The sequence below is a fragment of the Thermodesulfobacterium geofontis OPF15 genome, from assembly GCF_000215975.1.
GTDB lineage: Bacteria > Desulfobacterota > Thermodesulfobacteria > Thermodesulfobacteriales > Thermodesulfobacteriaceae > Thermodesulfobacterium > Thermodesulfobacterium geofontis.
This window is the reverse complement of the sequence record NC_015682.1, coordinates 53,867-78,262: the sequence shown is the minus strand read 5'-3', so window position 1 is coordinate 78,262 and position 24,396 is coordinate 53,867. Positions and strand designations below refer to the sequence as shown.

Genomic DNA, 24,396 nt, shown 5'->3' with positions numbered 1-24,396 from the left:
CCCTTTATAAGTTTGTTAAAAGATAACTCCAAAAAAGATTTTGTCAAATGATAAAGATATTAAAAAATCAAACGAATAGGATAGTAATCACCATGTCCAGGCAGAATTAATAGACCTTTTCCCTTCTCTAATAAATAGGAGTCTATTTTTTGGGCAAGATTTTTTAATAACTCCATTTCTTCTCTAAATACTTTAGAATTTACATTGGTACTTGTCATCAATAATTTGGGAATATTTAGAAAGCTTTTTTCTTCTTCACTCAAACTGGGAACATAAAGGAGATAGTCTCCAGTAAAAAATAAACCCAATTCTTCAGATAAGAAAAAGACTTGTCCAGGAATATGTCCTCCCAAACTCTCTAATATTTTAAATTCTATTCCATCTAATCTAAAATAATCTATAACAGGAAAAGCTCCACAAAATTCTTTTGGTTTTATATCAAAAAATTTCCCATCCTTAGGAAATTTGGATTTGGTAAAATAATTTACCAGAATAGTAAAATAATGATTTAATTGAAAAAGAGGGGTATCGGTTCCGTAGGCTCTATTTTCATTTTCTATAATACCCTTTGATGCAGGATGAAGATACACCTCTGTTCTATATTCTTCTTCAAAATAACCGCTTACACCTGCATGATCAGCATCAGCATGGGTTAAATAGATTTTTTTAATTTTAGAGGGATCAATTTGATTTTCCGCAAGCATTTTTTTTACATCTTCATAATAAATTCCATAAGAACCATCTATCATTATTGTTTCAGTTTCTCCTTTTAAAATATAGATATTTCCTCCTGTAGGAGGTCGAAAAGAGTAAACAAGAATTTTTCCTATAGGAAGAGTAGGTAATCTTTTATAATTAAAATTTTTTCCTCTTTTTGAAATTGAGGAGATAGCAAAGGTTAAAATTTTATTGAAAATCTGACCTATTTCTAAATTTTTTCCGGATTCTCTATTGAAATTTATTAATGTTTCTGATAGCATCTTAGAAGTCATTATAATTTCTTTTACTTTTTCAGTCTCTTCTTCTCCTATTAATTTTTTAAGACTTAAGAAAAACCTTTCCAAAAGATTGAGACCTATTATTTTATTAGTTTTTTCTTCATCTGTTCCTGAATATTCAAAATTATAATAATATCCAAGTAAATTCATTTCTTGAGCAAGGGCATTTATTTGTTCAGGTTTTTTAACATAAAAGGCTATTTCACCTCTGTTTTCAGAAATAACTTCATTATAGATCATGTAAATTACATTTGCTTCATACTTTTTAAGCAATTCAGCAAATCTTGCTAAGGTTCCTGGTTTATTTTCCAAATAAACAGATATTTTGAGAATATTGTTTGGATTGACTATTTGAAGGTCTTCTTCATATTTCTCTTCTAAAAAATTTTCTTTTTTAAGCTCTTCAAAAAGGAGTTTAAAAGGACTGAGTTCTTCATGTTTTGCCTCTATTATTACTTTATTAGGATGTTCAGAGCGGTTATAATAAAAGTAGGTTATATTTATTCCATATTTTCCAAAAGAATTTGCCAATTTAGCAAGAGATCCTGGTTTATCTGGGACATAAAGAACTGCTTTACATAAAAAATTAGAATTATCTAAGGATTGCCAGAGTTGGAACATAATATTATTTTATCCTAATATTTTAAGGTATAAACTGCCAATTAGTGGTATCCAAAAATTATCTCTTTTAGTAAAAGCCTCAACTAAAGACAAGATTATAGAGCATAAATAAAGGGAAGAAAAAAGGGTTTTTATATTAAAAAAAAGGATTAAAAAGGAGGTTATAAAAAAAGCTAAGCTACCTTCTAAGGTTTTACTGCTTTTCAATTTAATTCTACCAAAATAATATCCAATTATAGAGGCACAAGGATCTGCTAAGGTTAAAATTAAAAGAATAATTTGAAAATATTTTAAATCTAAAATGAACCAGCTGAAAAAAATTCCAGCTAAAAAATACCAAGCATCACTTATTTTTTTATATTCTTCCTCTTTAAGAAGAGGCAACCACAAAAATTTTAGAGGAAGATATTTATAAAAAAACAAACGTAAAAATTCAAAAAGAGATAATCCTGTCCATAAAAGTATTAAAATTAAACCCAAAGAAAAATAGGAGATTTTATAGCTTAAACCATATATGATTAATCCTACAAGAATATGAAAAAGTTTTCTATAAAGATTTATTCCCATTCAATAGTAGCTGGTGGTTTTGGAGAAATATCATATACAACTCTATTTACACCTTTTACCTCATTTATTATTCTATTTGAGAGCTTTTCTAAAATTTCATAGGGAAGTTTAACCCAATCTGCAGTCATAGCATCTTGACTTTCCACACATCTTATAGCTATTACATATTCATATGTTCTTAAATCTCCCATAACACCAACAGTTTTTATAGGGAGAAGAACAGCAAAACTTTGCCACACCTTATAATACCATCCTGATTTAAGCATTTCTTCTGTTACTATTGCATCTGCTTCTCTTAAAATATTAAGTTTTTCTTCATCAATTTCTCCAATTATCCTTACAGCTAATCCTGGACCAGGGAAGGGCTGTCTCCAAACTATATGTTTGGGTAATCCTAAAAGCTCAGCAATTTTTCTTACTTCATCTTTAAAAAGCTCTCTTAAAGGTTCTATTAGTTTTAAATTCATTTTTTCTGGAAGAGCACCTACATTATGATGGGTTTTAATTGTTGCAGAGGGTCCTCTAAAAGATGTACTTTCTATTACATCAGGATAAAGAGTTCCCTGAGCAAGATATCTAACATTTTCAAATTTTTGGGCTTCCCTTTCAAAAATTTCAATAAAGGTTTCACCAATAATTTTTCTCTTTTTTTCTGGGTCTTTAATCCCTTTTAAACGAGATAAAAATATAGAACTTGCATCCACATAATGAACCTTTAGTCCAAGACTTCTCATTAAATCTAAAACTTCTTCGGGTTCATTTTTTCTTAAAAGTCCATTATTTACAAAAATTGGGATAAGTCTATCATCTATAGCTTTATGTACAAGTATAGCTGTAACAGTAGAATCAATACCTCCTGAAAGGGCACATATAACTTTTTCCTCATCTTTAACAAGGTTACGAATATATTTTATGGTTTCTTCAATAAAAGAGGGCATATTCCAATCAGCTTTACATTTGCATATTTCAAAAAGGAAATTATGTAAAATTTTTTTACCTATTTCAGTATGTATTACCTCTGGGTGAAACTGAACTCCATATAAAGCTTTGGTTTCATGAGCTATTGCTGCAAAGGGAGAATTTTCAGTTTTTGCTAAAGCATAAAAACCTTCTGGCAATTTTTCAATTCTATCACTATGACTCATCCATACTTTATATTTTTTGTTTTTTTTAAGCCCCTTAAAAAGCTTATTTGTTTTTAAGATTTCTATATAAGCTGGTCCAAATTCTCTTTTATCACTTTTTTCAACAACCCCTCCTAAAATATAGGTAATTAATTGAGCACCATAACATATTCCTAAAATTGGTATTCCAAGACTAAAAATTTCTTTATCAATAAGAGGTGCATTTTTATCATATACACTACTTGGTCCACCAGAAAAAACTATACCAGAGGGGGAAAAGCTTTTAATTTCCTCTAAGCTAATAAAACAGGGTTTAATTTCACTATAAACTCCAAGTTCTCTTATTCTGCGAGCAATAAGCTGGGTAGTTTGAGATCCAAAATCAAGAACTAAAACCTTATTTTGGGGATGCATTTTTTTCTTTTCTTGTTTTTCTTAAAAGAATTAATCCTAAGAGTAAAGCTAATACTAAAAAACATATTTCTAATAATTCTATAAGAAAATATTTTAGTTTTTCAATAGGAATATCTTTGACATGAGATATTTCAAAGCTTAAAATAAGAAGTCTTCTTATTAAAGCAGTTATTGCTACCAAAAGAAAGGGCTCTACACATTTTATTGCACTTTCTTCTAATAAAGCAACTTGAACGGTATAAAAGATTTCTATAAAAATTAAGGCAATTAGAATTTTATCCAAAAAAAGAATAGCAGCTTGGCTAAGGTTTTCATAGGAAAAAATATTTAAAAGGATTTTAAAGCCGTCGAAGACAAGTAATGCAAATCCTATCAATAAACCTACAGAAATTAAATAATAGCCTATTTCTTCAGCTTTTAAAAGAAAGGTTTTACCAGAAATTTGCAAAAGTTTAAGATTTTTATTAATTTTCATTCTAAAAGTTCGTTTAAAGAATTGTATTTTGTCATGGTTTTAAAAAGTCCTAAATTAAGAATATCTTCTAAAGCAGAAGAAGAAATTTCTAAAACCTTTATTACTTTTGGTTTTTCCTCGTTTGAAAAAGGGGAAAGCACATAATCTATTACTGAACCATTTGAAGGTTTTCCTATCCCTAATCTCATTCTTGGAAATTCTGTAGTTCCTAAAGATTCAATTATAGAAAGCATTCCTTTGTGTCCTCCTGCTCCACCTTTCGGTAAAATTTTAATCTTTCCGAGTGGTAAATCTAAATCATCATAAATTACAAGTAAATTAGTAAATGGTATATTTTCTTTTGTTATCCATTTTTTAACAGCTCTTCCTGAAAGATTCATATAAGTTAGAGGTTTTATTAAAATTGCTTTATCTTCATAAAAGGCAGCTTCACTTTCTAAATCTTTATAAAATTTAAAATCTAAACTATGTTTTTTAGCAAAATTATCTATAACTAAAAAGCCAAAATTATGTCTAGTATCTTTATATTTTTCACCTGGATTTCCAAGACCACAAAAAAGCCACATTTAAATTATTCAGTTGTTTTTTCTGAAGTTTCCTCTTCTTCTACTTCTTTAGCTTCTGTTAATATAGTTGCTACTGTTTCTTCTGGATTATCAACCACTTTAATTCCTTTAGGAACTTTGATATCTTTTACATGTAAAACATCTCCGATATCAAGATTGCTTATATCTACAGTTATTTTATCAGGTACTTCAGAGGGTAGGCATTCTATAGTCAATTCATGTAATAGAATTTCTAAAATACCACCTTTACTAATTCCCACAGGTTTACCTATGAATTCTAAAGGAACATCTATGGTTATAGTTTCTTTTTCATGAATAGCAAGAAAATCAATATGGATAATTTTATCTGTAACTGGATGGGTTTGATGATCTTTCAAAATAGCTTGTATTTTTGAGGGTTCTCCATTAGCTAATTGTAGATTAAAAAGAATGGTTTCACCTTTATGTTTTATTAATGCACTTTCCAATTCGCTTGATTTTACAGCAATAGGTAAGGGTTGAAAATGGGGTCCATATACTATAGCGGGAATTAAACCCTGTTTTCTTAATTTTTTACAAATTTCTTTGCCTGTTTTTTCTCTTTTAATAGCATTTAAAATAACCTGCTTCATTTTTTATCACCTCCTGCAATTTTTAAAATTAAATTAAATAAATAGAGAACTAATAGATTCATCGGTATGAATTCTTTTTATAGCTTCACCTAAAAGATTAGCTACAGATAGGACCTTTATTTTTTCTAAGGCTTTAGCTTCCTCTTTTAAAGGTATGGTATCACTAACAAAAAGTGCCTTCAAAGAGGATTTTCTTATTTTTTCTACAGCATTTCCTGATAAAACTGGATGAGTAGCCATTCCATAAACTTCAATTGCTCCTCTTTCCATTATTGCATCTGCTGCTTGACACATTGTTCCTGCTGTATCTATCATATCATCTATAATAATAGCTATTTTGTTTTTTACCTCCCCTACAATATTCATAACCGCACTTTCATTGGGTTTTTCTCTTCTTTTATCTACAATAGCAATTCCTGTATTTAATCTTTTAGCGTATTCTCTTGCTCTTTCAACTCCACCAGCATCAGGAGAAACAATAACAATTTTCTCAATAGGGAAATTTTCTTTTATGTATTTAAGGAACACTGGTAAAGCATAGAGATGATCTACAGGGATATCAAAAAATCCTTGAATCTGACCAGCATGAAGATCCATAGTAAGAACTCTTCTTGCACCAGCAACAACTATCAAATTGGCAACCAATTTAGCTGAAATAGGAGTACGAGGGGCTGTTTTTCTATCCTGTCTTGCATATCCATAATAGGGAACCACAGCTGTTATTCTTCTTGCTGAAGCCCTTCGTGCAGCATCTATCATAATTAATAATTCCATCAAATTTTCATTAACAGGTGGACATGTGGGTTGAATAATAAATACATCAGATCCTCTTATATTTTCTTTTATTTCTACAAAAATTTCTCCATCACTAAACCTTCTAATTATACATTCTCCTAAAGGAATATTTAAATAATGGCAAATTTTTTGAGCAAGCTCTGGATTAGCGGTTCCTGAAAAAACTTTAAACTGATTTATAGGCATAAAAATCCCTCCTCCTAAAGATTATTCTAAATTTTTCACTAAGAATAATTTGCAATCCTTCAAAAGAGATTTCAAAGTTTTATAAGCAAAAAAGGGTGGCTCTTCATAAAATACACCAAAAATTGAAGATCCTGTTCCACTTATACTCACTGCACAAGCTCCAATTTTTTTTAAAATCTCTTTATACTCCTTTAATCTTTCATATTTTTCAAAAATTAAATTTTCAAAATCATTAATAAGTCCTTGAGGTTGATGCCAAGGGGGGATTTCGCTGGTATAATAAATCGGATTTTTTGACTTTGTCAATCCTAAATTTTCATAAGCCCATTTAGTGCTAATTTGAAAATTAGGATATATTATAATGTACCAAGATGAAAAATTGGGAAAAGGCATTATTTCATTTCCTATCCCTAATCCTATAGCAGAAAGGTATGGGCTTAAAAAGAAGGGTACATCAGCTCCTAAGATTTTAGCTAAATTATAGAGTTTTTCTAAATTTATACCATAAAGATAGGCTAATCCTTTTAAAATAGAAGCCGCATTACTGCTTCCTCCTCCTAACCCTGCACCAATAGGGATAGTTTTTTTAACTTTTATAGCTAATTCCTCTTTTATACCAAAGGTTTCCCTAAATAACTTATAGGCTTTATAAACTAAATTTTCCTCTAAAGGAATAGGATAGTCACAAAAAAATTCTAAAGAAAAACTTCTTACTCCTCTTTTTATTTCAATTTCATCAAAAAGATCAATTTTTTGAAAAATAGTATATATTTCATGATAATTATTTTCTCTTTTTTTTAAAACTTGAAGAGTAAGATTGATTTTTGCAGGAGAAAGAAGGAAATAACTTTTCATGATAAAATTATTCAACTAATTTTAAGAATTTAAGTTTGAGCTCATAAATAATACTTTGTAAAAGTTTCTCCTCATCTAAAGAAAGATTTCCTTTTGTCTTTTCTCTTAACATTTCTAAAGTATCTATAGTTTGTTTAGCAAGGGTTAAATTAACCTGCTTTTTATTAGTTATAGGATCAGGTATTTCTCCTAGATGAACCAAAGCAGCAGTATTTAAAGAAAGAATAAAGGTACTAAAAGTGATAAGATTTGAAAAAATCTCATCATGTTCTTTACCCATAACTTATTTCTCCTTCTTTTTAGTTACTATAAGTTCCGTTCTACAAATATACCCACCTTTTATAGGTTTTCTTGTTTCTAAGGTTTCGTGAAGTTTTTTTATCCTATCTGTAGGATAAAATTCCTTAGCCTTCTCTAAAAAGCGTTTTGCATCTTTTACTTTTCCATCTATTAAGTAATCTCTTGCTCTTTTTAAAATAGCCCTTTCTCTCTCAGAAACTCTTGCACTTCTATCTTGGAATCCAAATATAGAAGGCAATTTTATTACATAATTGGAATTACATTTAGGACAAGAGGGGAAATCTTCACCCATTTTTTGGAAGGACTCAAAAATTTCTCCACATATTTCACATTTAAATTCATAAATAGGCATGTTTTTATTATAATATTTATTTTAAACTTTACAACAAATCCTAAATTGGAGATTTTAAAACGCTTTTAAATTTGCCAAAATGTTTTATACTACCAAATTAAAAAATCAAAATTTTAAAAGTTTATGTTTAAATATTTAGACAATTGGATATTACTAATTTTGGTATCAATTGTATTGGGATTATTTGTATATTTACTCAGTCCTTTATTTTATATTTTTTGTTGGGCAGCAATTTTAGCTTTTTTTATTTACCCTTTATATAAGCGTATTAACTTAAAACTTAAAAATCATAAGAGAATTTCTGCTATCATTGTTATAATAGGTCTTTTAGTTTTTATTATAGTTCCCTTTGGATTTGTTTTATTTAATTTTTATTCCCAGATCTTATCTTTTTTAAAAAGTTTGGAACCACTTACTCAAAAGGATTTAAAAGAATTTATTGAGGATTTAAAACAATACCCTCATATTTATGTATTAGTTTCTAAAATAATTGACCAGATTCAGCCCTATATTCCCCAAATTCAGGAAAAAGTTGCTCAATTTATTTCAATTTTACTTCAAAGTAGTTTGGAATATTTAAAAAGTTTTATTAAATTTCTTTTTTCTTTTGCTTTTCAAATGGCATTTACATTAATTACCCTTTATTATCTTTTAGTTGATGGAGAAAAATTTGTAAATGAAACTATAAAACTTATCCCTGGAGAAAGAGAAGAAAAAGAAAAAATTTTACAAAGGGTATCTTTTATTTTAAAAGGGGTTTTATATGGAAATATTTTAACAGCCCTTATCCAAGGGTTTTTGGCTTTTTTTATGTATTTTATATTAGGTATTCCTCAATATTTACTTTGGGCTTTTTTAACTACAATCGCTTCATTTCTACCAATTTTTGGAACAGGTTTAATCTGGCTCCCTTTAACTATTTATTTGCTACTTGTAGGAAGTTATATAAAAGCTCTTATCCTTCTAATTTATTCTGTTTTAATAATTGCTCAAGTAGATAATTTTTTAAAACCACTTTTAATTGGAGGAAGAACAGGGATTCACAATCTTCTTGTATTTTTTTCGGTTCTTGGTGGTCTTGCTAAATTTGGACTTTTAGGTCTTTTTCTTGGTCCAGTTATCTTAGGTTTGGTTATCTCAATAATAGAAATTTATAAAATAAAAATTCCTCACTAAATTTTATGCCCGAACTTCCTGAAGTAGAAACAATTAAATTAGGTTTAGAAGATAAACTAATTGGACAAAAATTAAAAAATATTGTAATTTTTAATCAGGAATTTATTTTAAAAAATAAAATTCAAAATTTAGATACTATTGTTAATACAAAACTTATTTCCATTAAAAGAAAAGGAAAGTATTTAATTTTTTTCTTTGAAAAAGAATTTCTTCTCTTTCATTTGGGATTGACAGGTGCGTTTTTTCTTTTTAATGATAAAAAAGATGAAGAAAAAATAACAATTAAGAAAAAAAAGCATTTTATATTAGGATTTCATTTTGAAAAATACAAATTAATCTATTTTGATATAAGAAAATTTGGTAAAATAAAAATGGCAAAAATTGAAGAAATTTCAACTCTTAAGGAACTAAAAAACCTTGGTAAAGACGCTTTAGAGATAGATTTTGAAGAATTTAAGACCATAATTTTAAAAAGAAATAGGAATATAAAAAATTTATTAATGGATCAAAAAGTTATATCTGGTTTAGGTAATATATATGTAAATGAGCTTCTTTTTAGAGCTCAAATAAGTCCATTTAAAAATTCTAAAGATCTAAAAGAAGAAGAGATAAAAAATTTATTTTTTCAAATGAAAGAATTACTGAAAGAAGCTATTAGTTTTAGAGGGTCTTCAATTAAAAATTATGTGGATGTGCAAGGTAAAAAGGGAGAATTTCAAAATAGATTTTTAGTTTATGGCAAAAAAAATAATGTTTGTCCTAAATGTGGAGAAAAATTGAAGTATCAAAAATTATTTCAAAGAGGGACTTTTTATTGTCCTAATTGTCAGTATATATAAATTATCTTTATAAAAATTTTGAATAAAATTTTAATTTTTTTTTCAAAAACCCTTGACAAAATTTAGAAAATTCATATAAAAAATAAAAATAAGAAAAACTCAATAAAAGGAGGGTGGTATGAACAAGGCAGAATTAGTAAAAAGAATGGCAGAAATTGCAGAAGTACCAAAAGCAGCTGCAGAGAAACTTTTAGATGCTTTTATGAAAGCAGTTGAAGAGGCGGTGTCAAAAGGTGATAAAGTTGTGTTAGTAGGATTTGGAAGCTTTCAAGTAGTTAAAAGAGCTGCCAGAGAGGGTAGAAATCCAAGAACCGGTAAACCTATTAAGATTCCTGCTAAGAAGGTGGTAAAATTTAAACCTGGTAAAAAGCTTGAAGAAGCAGCTCAAAAAAGTTAAAATTTTTTAATTTTAATTGGGGGATTTTTCCCTCAATTAAAATTTATTAGTTAAAATTGACAATTTTGAAATCTAAGATATTTCTTTTTTGTAAATAGAAAGGTAGTTCCCAATTTTTTATTATTAAATCTCTTTCAATAAATATAATAAATTGTTTAGAATTAAAGATTTCTAAAAGTTTTTTGATTTTTTCTGCTAAATCTTCTAATCTAAACACTTGAGCCTCATAAAAATTTTCAAAATTAAATTTTTGTAAATTTTCTGAAGCCATAAATAATGAAGATAAATACTTTTTATAAGAAGGATTTAAAATGTCTATCTCAGGTAATTTTGAAAGTTCTTCTTGTGAAAGGCTTTTTAATCCATTATTTAAAATTTTTAAAAATAGCTCAGAATCAGTACCAATAGTAAATACTTTCACTTTGTTCATTTTTGCCCAATTTATTATTTCTAAAACTACTTCCGTATTGAGATAATCTATATTTTTAAAATTTTCTTTAAACTGAGATTCCGAAATTTTATTTTCAAAATAATCCTCTAAAAACTTCTGAAAAGAGGGTGGTAAATCTAAGGCTAAAACGATATTTGTGTTTAAATTATAAATACTTTGTAAAAAATTTTTAAAATAATCTTTACAAAAAGGAGAATCTTTTTCTATTCCAACTAAAACCATTTGAGAATTGATCAATTTTAAAGCTTCTTCTCTAAATGAAAAATTCTCTTTAATACAAGATTTCCCTAAGGGGGCGGGTATAAATATTGGTATACCTTCTAAAGTTTTGTCTTCTTTTTTTGAAATAATTTTCCCAGATTGTATGAATATTTCTGAATAAAAATTTAGAGAAGCTAAATTTTTTAAAGCCCAATCTAATTCATTTTGGGAAGAAACATACAGATATCCTATTATGTAATTAGAATTATAAGGATTGGGAAGAACTTTTAAATAAAAGCCTTCAGAAGGTGGGGTAAACTGCCAAAGAAGAGGAGAAATGTTTAAATAAATTAAATTTTCAGAAAAATTAGAAACTTCTGAAAAATCAACAAAAGAAAAAGATACCTTATAACCTAATTTTCTAAAATAATCAATTAATTTTTTATAAATGGGAAGATCGTCTCTTTTGAGAATAATGGTACCTTGAGAATAAAAAAGTTTAGCTATGCAATTAGGTATTTCTTCAAAATTTAAATCTCTCCAAAGTTTATATTCTGGATCTATAAATATTGCTTTCGGTTTTTCATTAACAGAAATCTGAAAATCTTGAGTTTCCTTTTCTAAATTTAAAACTAAAAATTTACTTTCCCTTTCAGTTTCTATTTTAAGGGGGATGGGTATAGGGGTAACCAGATTTTTCGAATTTAAATTAGTATAAAGGGTTAAGTTTATTAAATAAAAATCTTTTTCTTGTGTGATAGCTTTTATTTCTCCCCTTAAACTTAGTTTCTGAAATTCCTCATAGGGAATTATGAAATTTTTAAATTCTGGATAATTTTGTTGAACAAAAATTAAAAAATCCTTTAAACTTTTATAATTAAAAATACTTTCTTCATAAAATTTTTTGAAAAGGTTTATAAAGTTTTTTTCACCCAATTTTTCAGCTAAAAATAAGAAATAAAAGAATGCCTTTGTTTCATTTTTAGGAAATAGAGCTTGTAATTTCCTAAAATCTTTTTTATTCTCAGAAAATTGATAATCTATTAAATAGGTAATTAAACCTTTTTTTATTTCTTCCTCTTCTAAAAGTATTTCATCTTCAAATTCTTTTTTAGCTAAACAGTGGATGAATTGTTTTATATCTTTTAGGGATGAATAATTAATAAATAAAGTATTTGAAAAATCTTGAATTTTGGGGAAATCTTCAGGAACTAAAATAATATGAAATGTTTTAGGAGAAGAGGGAAAAATTTCTAAATTTTCTAAATATTGTGCAAAGTGTTTAAAATTCTCGAAAAACCTCTTAAGATCTTTTTCAGATAAATTATAAAGCTGTGGGAAATAGTAAAAATGAAAAATAAAGTTTTTATAAGAAAATTTAATTTTTTCTAATTTAAGAGTACTTATAATTATGCAGGGATCTAATAGAGGAGTTTTAGTTTTAAAGGTATAAAGCAAAAAGTTTGACTCTCTTTTTATTTCTGATTCTTCTGATGGAATTAAAATTTCTATATTTTTTAAATTATCCGGAATTTGGAGTTTAATTTGGTAAGTAAAAGGTTTGTTAGGATAGGGGAAAGGTGGATGGATAATGGTTATAGGTAAAAGAAAGGGATTGAGGGCTTTTTCAAAGGAGATATATAAAGAACTTTCTTCTTTAGCAAAAATTTTTAAAAATTCTTCTTGTTCAAAAATAAACTCAGAGGAGGTTTGGATTTCATTAATAGTTAGATCTGAAGTTATAAATTTATATTCTCCCTTTAATTTATCTATAAAGAAAGAACCTTTAAGAGAATTTGACTCCGGATAAATTTCTAAGTCTATTTCAAGAAAAGGAGGAGTTCCTAAGGAAAGATTTGGTAAAAAAAGAGCTAAAAAAAATAAAATATAAGTAAAAAGCCTCATAGGAGATAAAAATTTTTTGAAAAATAATTTTTTTGAAATATAATAACAGAGTTACTATACTAAGAAAATCTAAATTTGTAAAGAAATATGAAAAAAGTTAAAGTTCTTGTTTTTTGGGGATATGGAATAAACTGTGAGGTAGAAACTGCTTATGCTTTTAAAGTATCTGGAGCAGAGCCTGAGATAGTTCATTTATCTGAAATTTTTTTTGGAGAAAAAAGAATTTCTGATTATCATATCCTTTGTTTTCCTGGGGGGTTTTTAGATGGAGATCATTTGGGTAGTGCTCAAGCTTGTGCACATCGTTTTAAATTTCTTAAAATAAAAGGAAAAATACCTCTTTGGGAAGAATTATTAAAATTTTTAAATCAGGGCGGACTTATATTAGGAATATGTAATGGGTTTCAACTTTTGGTGAAAATGGGTTTACTTCCTGGTGGAAAATATTTAGGACAAAGAAAAGTAACCCTTACTTATAATATTTCTGGTAGATTTGAAGATAGATGGGTCTATTTAAAAGTAAATCCTAATACTCCATGTATTTTTTTAAAGGGACTTGAAGAAATTTATCTTCCTGTAAGACATGGAGAGGGAAATTTTATAGCTGAAAATGAAGAAATTTTGGAAGAACTTAAAAAAAATAACCAGATTGCTCTTCAATATATAGATCCTGAAACCAAGGAACCTACTTTAAAATATCCCTTTAATCCTAATGGTTCTCAAGAAGCAATAGCAGGTATATGTGATATCACAGGAAGAATATTCGGACTTATGCCTCATCCAGAAGCTTTTAATCACTGGACTAATCATCCTCGTTGGACCCGAGAAAAAAACAAAGTAGCGCAAGGACTTTATATTTTTAAAAACGCTGTAGATTGGGTAAAAATTAACCTTCTCTAATGAACCCTAAAAAAATAGCTCAATTTTTAAAGGGATTTTTAAAATTATGGAAAAATAAAGGTATTTTAATAATATTTTTATTAATTGCTATTTATCTAACTTTTTTCTTGTTATCTCCTTATATTTTAAAACATCTCCAAACCAGCTATAATCAAAAATTTGTCTTTTATAGTGTTTCAGAACCGTTAGTTTCACTTTTAAAATTTTCTTTGGTTTTGACCTTTATACTTTTATTTCCTTTCCTTTGGTATTTTTTAATTTCTTTTTTCAATTTTCTTTATTCTTTTAAAAAAAGCCATTTTTGGTTGTTTTATGTATTAGGACTTTTTTTATTTTATTTAGGAGTGGTTTTTTGTTATGAAGTTACTCTTCCTTTCGGAATAAAATTTCTCATTTCTTTTAAAACAGAAAAAATTGAGCCAGCTATTTCTCTTGGTCATTTTGTTAATTTCTTTAGTTTTTTTATTCTTGCTTTTGGACTAATTTTTGAGTTACCCTTATTTATCTGTTTTTTATCTATGGGAAGAATTATTAATCCTTCAAAACTTGGTAGTTATAGAAAAGAAATATTTTTTATAATAGTAGTTATTGCAGCTTTAGTTACACCTACTCCAGATGCCTTCAATATGTCTCTTCTTGCTATTCCTTTATATATATTATTTGAACTTGGTTTATTTTTAAGTAAGCTTATTCAAAAATCAGAGACTACTTTAAATACTTCTAATACTCCTTTGGAGGATAACCAGAAAGAGCTGCAGAAAGATTAGCAGCTTTATCTGGAGGCATAGCACTTAAAATACTTGCTATTTGTTGACTTTTTAATTGACTTAATATTTTTACAGCCATATCTTTATCCATATTTATTAAAATTTCAGCAGCCTTTCCTGCTCTCATTTCAGATATAGCTCTGGCTAAAAGTTTAGTTCTTTCATCTTGTATAGCTTCAAGTTTATTGAGTTTTTGGTCTATAGTAGCTTCTAAATCTTTTAAAGCTATCATTTGTTCACGAATCCTTTTTTCCATTAATTCTAACTCTTTTTCTCTTATTTCTATTTCTTTAGCCTTCTCGGAGAGTTTAGCTTTCTCTAAATCAAGGACTTCAAAAAATTCAGGAGGACATCCTGTAACAGTAGGTCCCTCTTTTGCAGAAACCCTACTTACTTCTGAAAAAATTAAAGCTGTTACTAATATAAATTTAGTTATACCTAAAACCATTAGAAACCAAAAAAGATTTTTAGTTCTCAACTTAAAATTTATTTTAAATCTAAAAAACCTATACATAATCTCTTCCTCTTCTTAGAAGAACTAAATCGTCCATCTCTTTATAAAATCTTTTAATATTTTCTAAATCCCATATATGTTTGACCTTATTTTTTACGTTCTCCATTAATTTTCGCTCTTTATAAATTTTTTCTAAAAGTTTGAGAAGGGTTTTTAATTCTTCATTTTGCATATCAATCTTTTTATTTAATAAGTTTTCAAATTCTTTATTTTTTTCTATTTGAAACAATTTATATTTAAATTCTTCAGCAGTAAAAACACATTTTTTTTCTAAGGAATCGTAATAATTCTTTCTAAGAGAAATAATAGTTTCTTTTTCTTGTAATAGTTTTTCAAGGTTTATTCGGCAATTTATAACTCTTATTTTAGCTTGTTCCTCCTGAAGGCCTTTATACCAAGTCAAAAGTTTTAAAATTTTTAATTTTTTTTTCATAATTTTTTATTAATAATTTCTTTTAATAAGTTAACTGAATCTTCCAAAGAATATTTTTCTTCTACTGGTTGTTTTAGAAAATTTTTTAGATCACCTATTAAAGAAATAGCTCTGTCTATATCTGGATTGGAACCTTTAACATAAGCTCCTATATTAATAAGATCTTCGGCTTTTTTATAAGTAGCTAAAATTGCTATAGTTTGATAAGCTAAATCTAAATGTTCCTTCGGGACGATGTCTCTCATTACTCTGCTTATACTTGCAAGAATATCAATAGGAGGATAGTGTCCCTCATGAGCCAGGTCTCTTGAAAGTACAATATGTCCATCTACTATACTTCTCACTGAATCAGCTATGGGGTCATTAAAATCATCCCCTTCTACCAAAACATTATATATTCCAGTAATATCACCTGCACCGATTTTTGGACCGGCTCTTTCTAAAAGCTTAGGAAGTATTGCAAATACAGAGGGAGTATATCCACGAGCTGTAGGAGGTTCTCCAGAAGCAAGACCTATTTCTCTTCCTGCCATACAAAACCTGGTTAAAGAATCCATAAGAAGAAGCACTTTATATCCTTTATCTCTAAAATATTCAGCAAGAGAAGTAGCATAATAGGCAGCTCTTATTCTTATTGATGGGGCTTCGTCAGAGGTTGCTACTACAACAACTGATTTTTTTAACCCATCTTCTTTTAAATCTCTCTCTATAAATTCTCTCACTTCTCTTCCTCTTTCTCCTATTAAAGCAATAACATTTACATCTGCACTGGTATATCTTGCTATCATTCCAAGAAGGGTACTTTTTCCTACTCCAGAACCTGCCATTATAGCTACCCTTTGTCCTCTTCCTATAGTTAAAAGTGCATTAATAGCTTTTATCCCTACATCTAAAATTTCTTTTATCGGAGCTCTTTCTAAAGGTTTTAAAGGTTCTCCATAAAGGGGATAAAAATCCGAAATTTTAGGCTTTCTCTTATTATCTAAAGGTTCTCCTAAAGCATTTACTATTCTTCCAAGAAAATCTTCTCCTACAGGCGCATAAGAAGAACCTATAGGAAAGACCTTTGCCCCAACTTCAATTCCCTTTATATCACCCAAAGCTGTTAGCAAAAGCTTATTATCTTTAAAACCTATAACTTCTGCAATTAAATTTGTACTTTGCCCCTCAATTTTACAAAGATCCCCTACTTTTAAAAACGGTCCAGTACTTTCAATGGTTAAGCCAATGAGTTTAGTAACGTATCCATAAATTTCAAAAGGAATTATTTGCGAAATCTCTTTTTTGTATTCTTCTAAATTTTTAACCTTCATCTTTAAAAAGACTATCTAAAAGTTTTTTCCATCTCTTTTCAAAAGTTGCATCAATAACCCCTAAGGAAGTTTCAATAAATACTCCTCCCTTAGAAATCGATTCATCAGGGATTAATTTAATTTTTTGAGAAGGAGGTATATGTTTTGACAAATTTTTTTCTAAAAAGCTGTATTCTTCAGGATTTACCTTAATATTTAATTCTGTCCCTTCAGCAATGTAATTTAAAGCTTCTTTTATTATTCTTAGTGGAATTTCAGGATCTGTCTTAACTTCTTTTAAAGTTATTTTATTAGCTATATCTAAAGCTAAGTTTAAAATTTCTTTATCCATATTTATAATCAATTCTCGGGTTTCTTTTTCTATATTTTTTAAAAAGGTTTCTACTATTTTAATTTTTTCTTGAAATTCCCCTTCTAATTTTATTGCTAAATTTTTATATTTTTCTTCAGCTTCCTTTTTTCCCTTTTCGAATCCTTCTTTATGCCCCATTTTATATCCTTCAAGATAACCCTTGTTAAATCCTTCTTTATAACCCTTTTCAAATCCTTCTTCTTTAGTTTTATTTTTTTCTTTAGAACTAACTTTTAAATTTACTTCAAAGAGAGACTGAAAGGTTTCATTTTCTGTAGGAACTAAATCAGGTTTAATAATTGAAACCTCAAGCTTTTTCTTAGTTTTTAGAATTTTAGACAAATTCCTCTTCTCCTCTGGTAAGAACTATTTTTCCTTCTTGTTCTAATTTTTTGGCAGTTCTTATAATATTTTGCTGAGCCTTTTCAACTTCTGTAATTCTAACAGGAGGCATTAATTCTAATTCTTCTTTAAGTAAGTCAGCAGCACGTTTACTCATATTTCTGAAGAATTTTTCCTTTACTTGAGGTGAGGCACCCTTTAGAGCTAATTTCAAATCATCAGTTGAGATTTCTCTAAGGAGAGTTTGTATTGCAAAATCATCAACTTTAAGAAAGTCTTCGAAGGTAAAGAGGTGTTTTCTTATTTCTTCAGCTAAAGCGGGATTTTCATCCTCAATTTCAGTTAGGAGTTCATCTTCTAAAGTTCTTCCGGCATGTGCTAAGATTTCTGCAGCCTTTTCAGGTCCTCCAATTTTTTTACCTAATACACCTCCAACACTTTGTAATTCAGCTTCTAAAGAATCACTTATTTCTTTTACAATTTCAGGATCAATTTTATCTAAAAGAGCAATTCTCAAAAGTACATCTCCTCTTATCCTTTCTGGGAGAAGTTGTAAAACCTGTCCAGATAGATAGGGATCAAGATGAACTAAGATAATAGCTATAGTTTGAGGGTGTTCATTAGCAAGAAAGCTTGCAATAGTTTTAGGATCAAGTTTTCTTAACTTTTTAAAAATTTCAGGTCCAATTTCTTTTTTAATTTCTTCATAAAGTTCTTTACCTTTTTCTCCATAAGCTTTTAATAAACTTTGTTTCAAAAATTCCTCTGGAGAAACATTGATGTTTCCCAGAACTTCTCTTACTTCTATATTGGCTTCCTCTAAAACCTTTTTAACTGCTTCAGCAGGTATATATTCAATTTTAGCCATTTCAATTCCTATTCTTTTAATATCCTCTTCATCTAAATATTTATATACTTCGGAAGTAAATTCTTCGCCCATTAACATAAGAAAAATAGCTGCTTTTTGTGGTCCAGTTAATTTATTAGGATCTATTTTAGCCATTTTTAATATCCAGCCTCAGATAGAGCTTTTTTCCTTTCTTCTAATGTTTCTTCTAAAAGCCACTTTTTAACAAGCATAGCAGCTCTTTCTGGTTGACTTTTTATAATTCCTAAGGCAATCTCTTGAGGTAAAGGAGCTAATTCTTCTTCCTCAGGAGGGGTTGGTATACTAGGACGGGCAGGTGGTGCTTCTACAGGAACAGGTTTTGGCGTAAGAGCTTTAATAAGAGGTCTAATAACAAAAAGATATAACAAAATTAAAGCACCAATTAATAAAAGAGGTTTATAAAACTGAGATACATAATCTATTATACTAGGTTTTGGCATAGGGATTTTAGCAAATTCTTCTGTTTGTATTTTCACTTCATCTCCTCTGTCAGGATTATATCCTATAGCACCCTTCACCAATTCTTCAATCCAGGCAAGTTTTGCAGTAGCATTTTCTCCTAAAACACTTTTATCAACCAAAACAGCTACACTTATTTTTTTAATACTTCCAGGTGAAATTTCAAGATTTCTAACCTTTTTACTAACTTCGTAATTTTTGAGAATTCTTTTTTTAGAATATGTCTCTCCTTGGGGTTGAGGTGAAGTGGCTTCCATTTTCTTAAGGAGAGTTCCTTTAACACCAGCTTCTCCACCTTCATCTGGTATTTTACTTATTTTTTGTTCTTCCTCTGTTTCTTCAGAAACTATTGCTGTTCCTTCAGGATCATAAATTTCTTCTGCAATGTTTTCTTTATCAAAGGAAATATCTACCCATACTTGAGCTATAGCCTTTCCATATCCTAAAGCTCCTGAAAGTATTTCTTCTATTTTATCTTTTAATTGCTTTTCTATTTTTTCTTTATAAGCAAGCTTAGTAACTGGTAATTCTTCCTCTTCTGAAGGAGTATAAAGACTTTTTCCAGTATTAGCATCTATAACAGCTACATTTTTTGGATCAAGTTTTGGCACAGCTCCACTAACTAAATTAACAATACCTTTTATTTGAGAGGAAGTGAGTTGATAACCAGGTTTAAGTTCTATTAATACTGAAGCCTTAGGAGGCTTTTCCTCCTCTATAAATAAAGTTTCCTTAGGTAAAGCAAGATGAACTCTTGCAGATTTTATTCCTTTTATTCCCATAATGGTTCTTGCAAGCTCTCCTTCTAGAGCTCTTTGATAAGTTACTTTTTCTTGAAACTCTGTGAGCCCCATTTTTTCCTTATCAAATAGTTCAAATCCAGGACCACCTCCTCCAATCAACCCTTTACTTGCTATTTCCATTCTTATCTCAGGAACTTTATCCTTTGGTACATAAATACTTCCATCCATTTCTACTTTATAAGGAATTTTTTGTTCCTTAAGGTATTGCACAATTTGTCCAGTTGTCTGTTCATCAAGACCTCTATAAAGAAGTCCCCAATTAGCCTGATTATATAACCAAATACTTAGTATTAAAAGCAAAGTAATTCCAATTGATCCACCTATTAAAAGTATTTTCTGCCTTTTATCTAATCTTTTCCAAAAATCTATTAGTTGATCAGGAATTTTTCTTAAATCCATGAACTTCTCCTATAAAATTGTTTTTAAAATTTTAGATCTGCATTCTCATAATTTCTTGATAAGCTTCTAAAACTTTATTTCTTATCCTAAGAAGAAGTTTAAAATTTAAATCGGCCTTAGATATTGCAAGCGCAACTTCTGAGAAATCTATATCTTCACCTTTAGCCAGAGCTTCTAACATTTTTTGAGCTTCCTTTTGAGAGGTGTCTATATCTTTTATTTTTTGAAGAAAAAAATTTTTAAAATCTAATTTGTTTTCTAAAGTTTTATTTTGAAGATTTTGTAAATTTTTAATTTGAATATTTGGATTAAGATTAATTTTCATTTTAAGCCTCTCTTTTTATTTTAATAAATCTAAAGTTCTTAGAGTCATACTTTTAGTAGCGGAAAGAACAGTTAAATTTGCTTCATAAGCTCTTCCTGCAGATAAAAGTTCAACCATTTCAGTAATTACATCTACATTGGGATACTTCACAATTCCTCTTTCATCAGCATCTGGATGTCCAGGATCATAAACCTCTTTAAAAGGAGAGGGATCATCAACTATTTTTTCTACTTTTACAGCTTTAAGTTCAGGATTCTTTTCTGAAATAGGGATAGCTTTTAAAACTACAACTTTAGCTCTATAAGGTCCTCCTTCTAAAGTCCTTGTTACTTGGGAATTTGCAATATTTGTGGCAGCAATATTTAATCTTACTCTTTGAGCTAAAAGTCCACTACCTACTATTTGTGATATTTTAAGTAGGTTCATCTTTATCTACCTCCTTCAGTAATTGCTTCTTTCAACCTTTCTAATTCTTTTGAAAGGGCTTGTAGTGTGGCTTCGTATAGCATTTGATTTTCTGTAAGCTGAACCAATTCTTCTTCAAGATTAACATTATTTGGAGTCCCTAAAGTTTCTTCTTCATAGGCTTTTAAAAGTTTATTTATATTTTTAAAAGATCCATCAAAATGCTTAGGATGAGTAGTTTTGAGACGGTTTTTCTCAGAAAGATAACTTTGAATAATTTTTTCAAAGGGAATATCTTTTCTTCTATACCCAGGAGTATCAACATTAGCTATATTTGATGCAAGAAGAGAATGTTTATAAGATCTTATCTTTAAAGCAGTTTTTACAAGATTGAAAGTTCTTTCAAATACACCTAACATAGAATTTTACCTCCCTATAACAAGCCTTCTCTTTCATATTGTTTAAGCTTATTTCTTAAAGTTCTAACAGTAATTCCTAAAAGTTCTGCTGCTTTAGTTCTGTTTCCTTTACATATTTCTAAAGCCTTTAAAATAGCTTCTCTCTCCAATTCTGAAAGCGGTTTTACTTCTATAGAATTTTTTGCAAAATTTGTGCCTGTATAAGAAGAAGGTATGTTTTGAGAAAAAGGATCTATAATATTTTCTAAGTCTATTAATTTATCTTCGCAAGTGAGAACAGCACGTTCAATCATATTTTTTAATTCTCTCACATTTCCGGGAAAGTGATAATTTTTTAAAAAAGAAAGGGCTCTTTCTGTAAAGCCATTTATATTTTTATGATAAAGAGTGGAAAATTTTTCCAGAAAATAAAAAGCTAAAAGCTCTATATCTTCCTTTCTTTCTCTTAATGACGGAATTTTGACAGTAATAACATTTATTCTATAAAAGAGATCGCTTCTAAAGCGTCCTTCAGAAACTTCTTTTTCGATATTTTTGTTAGTAGTTGAAATTAGCCTTATATCTACTTTTATAGGTTGATAACCACCTAAACGATCTACCTCTTCTTCTTGAAGAACTCTTAAAAGTTTGCTTTGAAGATGTGGGTGCATTTCTGTAATTTCGTCTAATAAAAGGGTTCCTTTATCTGCTAACTCTATTTTTCCTTTTTTTCTAAAATTAGCCCCAGAAAATGCACCTTTTTCATAACCAAAAAGTTCAGACTCTAAAAGAGATTCTGGTAGGGCTGCACAGTTTATAGCAATAAAAGGGCCAAATCTTCTGGGACTTTTTTGGTGAATATATTTAGAAAGGAGTTCCTTTCCTGTACCTGTTTCTCCTACTAGAAGAATAGGAGCTTTGCTTTGAGCAACCTCCTCTAATTTTTTAAGAATTTTAAGCATATAGGGATTTTTAGTGATAAAAGCAGAATCTTGCCAGAAAATCTTTTTTTCTTCTAAGGCATATAAAATAGTTTTTTCCATAATTTCAAAAGGGGTTGAAAGAAGCTTAAAATCATAAGCTCCTCTCTTAATAAATTCAATAGCATCTTCCAAATCTGCTCTTTCAGCTAAGAAAACAATAGATTTTAATCCTAATTTAAAAAAATTATCTACTAACAAAGGATTTTTAGTTTCTTCATAGGAAAGTTCGTAAACCATTACATCTATGGATGAGGGGATCTTTTGAAAATCAAATTCAGATTTTTTAAAAAATAAAACTTCAAGTCCCCTTTCTAAGAGAGAATCTCTAAGAAGTTTTACTTCTAAACTATCTCCAGTTAAACATATTTTTCCCTTCATATTAATTATATTAAAATACCGTTTGATGAGTTCTTTCTACAAAATTTCTCATTTTTTCATAACTTTTAGCAAGTTCACTTTCTAAAGAATTCCCTTTCGTTAACTCTTTCCACATTTCTGTAGAAATCTTAATATTTCCTTTTTTTTCTAAATAGTAAGCTTCTAACCATTTTATTTTTAAATTATCGGGAAATTTTTCTTTAGCATATTTTAAAGTATTTTCAAAAACAACTTTATCAGTATTAAAAGTTTCCAAAAGTAAAAGGACATAATCATCGGCTTTAGCTTTAAAAAAGGGATTATTTGTATAGGCTAAGGCTTTACCATATTGTTTTAAATAAAGAGCTCTGTCACGAAAATATTTTAAGAGTTTTTCTTTAAATTTTTCTGATAAAGTTGAATTTAAAACTAAATTTAAATAATATTCTCCACTACTTAAGTTTTTTTGCCCTTCATAAAAAGCCTTTAAATAAAAATAATAAGGATCTTTTATCGAGTCTTTATATTTGCTTTTATCTAAAAAATTAAAAATATCATTAAATAGATCTAAGTTTTTATCTTCCAAGGCTAACAATCCTAATTTAAGCAAAATCTTAGGAATTAGTTCCTCTTTATTATTTAGTTCATAAGCTCTAATAAAACAATAAGAAGCTTTAGTGTAAAGGTTATAGTTAAAATAAATATCTCCCAATGTATAATAAGCTTCTCCACATTTAGTTTTTTCAAAAAGATCCTTATCTTCTACTTCCAGTTTTGTTACTAAGGAAAGATTTTTCTTTTCATAATTTTCTTCAAAAAGAGAGCTTACACTTTTACAATAATAAGTTTTGACTACATCAATTAATGGACTTCTTTCATAGGTTTTTAAAAATTCTATAGCACCTTTTCTTGCTGAGAAATAGTTTTTATCTTCAAAGGAAACTTTAACAATCATAAAGCTTGCTTCTTCAGCTATTTTTTCTTCAGGATATTTACTTTTAATTAGAGTAGCAAACGAAATTAAATCCTCTTTAGTTTTCTCAGGAAGAAGTTCTTTAATTAAGCTCTTTTCATAAGCTATTTGATAGAGTCTAAATTTAGAAAAAAGGGCTTCTTTGGTGCCATCCCAATTGGTAATAATTAATTCATAAAAAATTTTTGCCTTTTCTTCGTCTTTCTTTAAATAAGCTTCAGCTAACTGATATATTACTTCTGGGGCTTCCTTATAAGTTCCATATACATTTATAAAAGTAAAAAAATCATCTTCAGCTTTTTTAAGTTCTCCTTTTTTTATGAAATAAATCCCTCTAAGTTTATAAATTTCTCCAAAATTTTTTATAATTAGATTTTTATCTAATTTTTTAATTTCTTCTGCAGGAAGTTCTTTGATAAAATAAAGGAGAACTTTGGCTTCCTTTTTTAAACCTTCATCACAATAAGAATTTAAAAAATCTTCCAAATTTTTTTTGGCAGTTTTATATTCACCTCTTATTATATAGGCTTTTATATTTATTAAATTTGCTAAGCAGGCTTCATGAGTTCCAGTTTTTACTGAAATAACTTTTTCAGAGAATTCAGAAGCCCTTTCTGGAAAACCAGACCTAAGAAAACTTTCAGAAATAATTAAATTTTCTTCAGGAGTAAGGGAAAAATCAGGGGGTAGTTCTTTTAAAAGATCCGTGACCTTTTCGTAAAGTTTTTGATTAAAGGCAGTCTTTATTTTTTGTATAGTTTCTTCAGCTTTTTTTAATTGAGCTTCTTTTTCTTCGGTTTTATTATAAGAAAATAAAATAATACCCAAATCTTTTGGGCTTTCAGAAATTGAAATAGAAAAGAAAATAAAAATAGATAAAAAACTTAAAAGGATTAAGAAAGCCATAAAAGAAGATTTTAATTTTTTCATTTGCTCAATAAATTATCAAAA

Annotated in this window: 27 protein-coding genes; 5 read left to right on the top strand and 22 right to left on the bottom strand. The window is 28.4% G+C overall.

Annotated elements, in window-relative coordinates; all coding sequences use genetic code 11:
* Positions 1-59: 59 nt before the first annotated feature.
* From TOPB45_RS00415 to TOPB45_RS00370, 10 genes are read right to left on the bottom strand one after another with little or no spacing between them, the layout of a single operon-like run.
* Entirely contained in the window at positions 60-1,619 is a 1,560-nt protein-coding gene (locus TOPB45_RS00415; RefSeq protein ID WP_013908897.1) for an MBL fold metallo-hydrolase, read from the bottom strand.
* Positions 1,620-1,628: 9 nt separating this feature from the next.
* The gene (locus TOPB45_RS00410; RefSeq protein WP_013908896.1) at positions 1,629-2,186 is read right to left on the bottom strand and encodes a diacylglycerol/polyprenol kinase family protein; all 558 of its coding nucleotides are present in this window, start codon (positions 2,184-2,186) and stop codon (positions 1,629-1,631) included.
* The gene (gene guaA, locus TOPB45_RS00405; RefSeq protein WP_013908895.1) at positions 2,177-3,724 is read right to left on the bottom strand and encodes a glutamine-hydrolyzing GMP synthase; all 1,548 of its coding nucleotides are present in this window, start codon (positions 3,722-3,724) and stop codon (positions 2,177-2,179) included. Before guaA ends, TOPB45_RS00410 begins: the two co-directional genes overlap by 10 nt.
* A complete protein-coding gene (locus TOPB45_RS00400) occupies positions 3,708-4,199 on the bottom strand; it encodes a phosphate-starvation-inducible PsiE family protein (protein WP_013908894.1) in 492 nt (163 codons plus the stop codon). The genes guaA and TOPB45_RS00400 overlap by 17 nt, the downstream gene beginning before the upstream one ends.
* A complete protein-coding gene (gene pth, locus TOPB45_RS00395) occupies positions 4,196-4,765 on the bottom strand; it encodes an aminoacyl-tRNA hydrolase (RefSeq protein WP_013908893.1) in 570 nt (189 codons plus the stop codon). Before pth ends, TOPB45_RS00400 begins: the two co-directional genes overlap by 4 nt.
* Positions 4,766-4,770: 5 nt before the next feature.
* Positions 4,771-5,376 (bottom strand): 50S ribosomal protein L25/general stress protein Ctc, encoded by a 606-nt coding sequence (locus TOPB45_RS00390; RefSeq protein ID WP_013908892.1) that lies wholly within the window; start codon positions 5,374-5,376, stop codon positions 4,771-4,773.
* A 33-nt stretch (positions 5,377-5,409) separates the two neighbouring features.
* Positions 5,410-6,357, bottom strand: coding sequence for a ribose-phosphate pyrophosphokinase (locus TOPB45_RS00385; RefSeq protein ID WP_013908891.1), 948 nt, complete (start codon positions 6,355-6,357; stop codon positions 5,410-5,412).
* Between the two features lie 21 nt (positions 6,358-6,378).
* Positions 6,379-7,212: a 4-(cytidine 5'-diphospho)-2-C-methyl-D-erythritol kinase gene (ispE, locus tag TOPB45_RS00380; RefSeq protein ID WP_013908890.1), complete on the bottom strand. Its 834-nt coding sequence runs from the start codon at positions 7,210-7,212 to the stop codon at positions 6,379-6,381.
* Positions 7,213-7,219: 7 nt separating this feature from the next.
* Positions 7,220-7,492 (bottom strand): DUF1844 domain-containing protein, encoded by a 273-nt coding sequence (locus TOPB45_RS00375; protein WP_013908889.1) that lies wholly within the window; start codon positions 7,490-7,492, stop codon positions 7,220-7,222.
* Positions 7,493-7,495: 3 nt separating this feature from the next.
* Positions 7,496-7,864, bottom strand: a complete 369-nt coding sequence (locus TOPB45_RS00370) for an FmdB family zinc ribbon protein (protein ID WP_013908888.1) — start codon at positions 7,862-7,864, stop codon at positions 7,496-7,498.
* Between the two features lie 123 nt (positions 7,865-7,987).
* On the opposite strand from TOPB45_RS00370, the gene TOPB45_RS00365 reads away from it, so the two are divergent.
* From TOPB45_RS00365 to TOPB45_RS00355, 3 genes are all read left to right on the top strand, one after another.
* The gene (locus TOPB45_RS00365) at positions 7,988-9,040 is read left to right on the top strand and encodes an AI-2E family transporter (RefSeq protein WP_013908887.1); all 1,053 of its coding nucleotides are present in this window, start codon (positions 7,988-7,990) and stop codon (positions 9,038-9,040) included.
* A gap of 5 nt (positions 9,041-9,045) precedes the next feature.
* Positions 9,046-9,879 (top strand): bifunctional DNA-formamidopyrimidine glycosylase/DNA-(apurinic or apyrimidinic site) lyase, encoded by an 834-nt coding sequence (gene mutM / locus TOPB45_RS00360; RefSeq protein WP_013908886.1) that lies wholly within the window; start codon positions 9,046-9,048, stop codon positions 9,877-9,879.
* A gap of 118 nt (positions 9,880-9,997) precedes the next feature.
* Positions 9,998-10,276, top strand: a complete 279-nt coding sequence (locus tag TOPB45_RS00355; protein WP_013908885.1) for an HU family DNA-binding protein — start codon at positions 9,998-10,000, stop codon at positions 10,274-10,276.
* 46 nt (positions 10,277-10,322) lie between these two features.
* On the opposite strand, the gene TOPB45_RS00350 is transcribed toward TOPB45_RS00355, so the two are convergent.
* Positions 10,323-12,833 carry a ChaN family lipoprotein gene (locus TOPB45_RS00350; RefSeq protein WP_013908884.1) on the bottom strand — a complete coding sequence of 837 codons (2,511 nt, stop codon included), beginning with the start codon at positions 12,831-12,833 and terminating at the stop codon, positions 10,323-10,325.
* An 87-nt stretch (positions 12,834-12,920) separates the two neighbouring features.
* On the opposite strand from TOPB45_RS00350, the gene TOPB45_RS00345 reads away from it, so the two are divergent.
* Complete coding sequence (locus TOPB45_RS00345; protein WP_013908883.1) at positions 12,921-13,733, top strand: phosphoribosylformylglycinamidine synthase subunit PurQ; 813 nt, start codon at positions 12,921-12,923, stop codon at positions 13,731-13,733.
* Positions 13,733-14,500, top strand: a complete 768-nt coding sequence (gene tatC, locus TOPB45_RS00340; protein WP_013908882.1) for a twin-arginine translocase subunit TatC — start codon at positions 13,733-13,735, stop codon at positions 14,498-14,500. Before TOPB45_RS00345 ends, tatC begins: the two co-directional genes overlap by 1 nt.
* On the opposite strand, the gene TOPB45_RS08435 is transcribed toward tatC, so the two are convergent.
* Genes TOPB45_RS08435 through TOPB45_RS00285 form a run of 11 tightly spaced genes read right to left on the bottom strand, consistent with a single transcriptional unit; the run spans position 14,454 to position 24,375 of the window.
* Positions 14,454-15,014: a MotE family protein gene (locus TOPB45_RS08435; RefSeq protein ID WP_013908881.1), complete on the bottom strand. Its 561-nt coding sequence runs from the start codon at positions 15,012-15,014 to the stop codon at positions 14,454-14,456. The two genes, tatC and TOPB45_RS08435, sit on opposite strands and share 47 nt — an antisense overlap.
* Positions 15,007-15,447: a hypothetical protein gene (locus tag TOPB45_RS00330; RefSeq protein WP_013908880.1), complete on the bottom strand. Its 441-nt coding sequence runs from the start codon at positions 15,445-15,447 to the stop codon at positions 15,007-15,009. Before TOPB45_RS00330 ends, TOPB45_RS08435 begins: the two co-directional genes overlap by 8 nt.
* Positions 15,444-16,760, bottom strand: coding sequence for a FliI/YscN family ATPase (locus tag TOPB45_RS00325; RefSeq protein WP_013908879.1), 1,317 nt, complete (start codon positions 16,758-16,760; stop codon positions 15,444-15,446). The genes TOPB45_RS00330 and TOPB45_RS00325 overlap by 4 nt, the downstream gene beginning before the upstream one ends.
* On the bottom strand, positions 16,750-17,454 hold the full coding sequence (locus tag TOPB45_RS00320; protein WP_013908878.1) for a FliH/SctL family protein: 705 nt from the start codon (positions 17,452-17,454) through the stop codon (positions 16,750-16,752). The genes TOPB45_RS00325 and TOPB45_RS00320 overlap by 11 nt, the downstream gene beginning before the upstream one ends.
* Positions 17,447-18,457 carry a flagellar motor switch protein FliG gene (fliG, locus tag TOPB45_RS00315; RefSeq protein ID WP_013908877.1) on the bottom strand — a complete coding sequence of 337 codons (1,011 nt, stop codon included), beginning with the start codon at positions 18,455-18,457 and terminating at the stop codon, positions 17,447-17,449. The genes TOPB45_RS00320 and fliG overlap by 8 nt, the downstream gene beginning before the upstream one ends.
* A gap of 2 nt (positions 18,458-18,459) precedes the next feature.
* Positions 18,460-20,004: a flagellar basal-body MS-ring/collar protein FliF gene (fliF, locus tag TOPB45_RS00310; protein ID WP_013908876.1), complete on the bottom strand. Its 1,545-nt coding sequence runs from the start codon at positions 20,002-20,004 to the stop codon at positions 18,460-18,462.
* 31 nt (positions 20,005-20,035) lie between these two features.
* Positions 20,036-20,329 (bottom strand): flagellar hook-basal body complex protein FliE, encoded by a 294-nt coding sequence (gene fliE, locus TOPB45_RS00305; protein WP_013908875.1) that lies wholly within the window; start codon positions 20,327-20,329, stop codon positions 20,036-20,038.
* Positions 20,330-20,344: 15 nt separating this feature from the next.
* Positions 20,345-20,755 (bottom strand): flagellar basal body rod protein FlgC, encoded by a 411-nt coding sequence (gene flgC, locus TOPB45_RS00300; RefSeq protein WP_013908874.1) that lies wholly within the window; start codon positions 20,753-20,755, stop codon positions 20,345-20,347.
* A 2-nt stretch (positions 20,756-20,757) separates the two neighbouring features.
* The gene (flgB, locus tag TOPB45_RS00295) at positions 20,758-21,153 is read right to left on the bottom strand and encodes a flagellar basal body rod protein FlgB (RefSeq protein WP_013908873.1); all 396 of its coding nucleotides are present in this window, start codon (positions 21,151-21,153) and stop codon (positions 20,758-20,760) included.
* A 14-nt stretch (positions 21,154-21,167) separates the two neighbouring features.
* On the bottom strand, positions 21,168-22,493 hold the full coding sequence (locus tag TOPB45_RS00290; RefSeq protein WP_013908872.1) for a sigma-54 interaction domain-containing protein: 1,326 nt from the start codon (positions 22,491-22,493) through the stop codon (positions 21,168-21,170).
* A gap of 10 nt (positions 22,494-22,503) precedes the next feature.
* Entirely contained in the window at positions 22,504-24,375 is a 1,872-nt protein-coding gene (locus tag TOPB45_RS00285; protein ID WP_013908871.1) for a tetratricopeptide repeat protein, read from the bottom strand.
* Between the last annotated feature and the right edge of the window lie 21 nt (positions 24,376-24,396).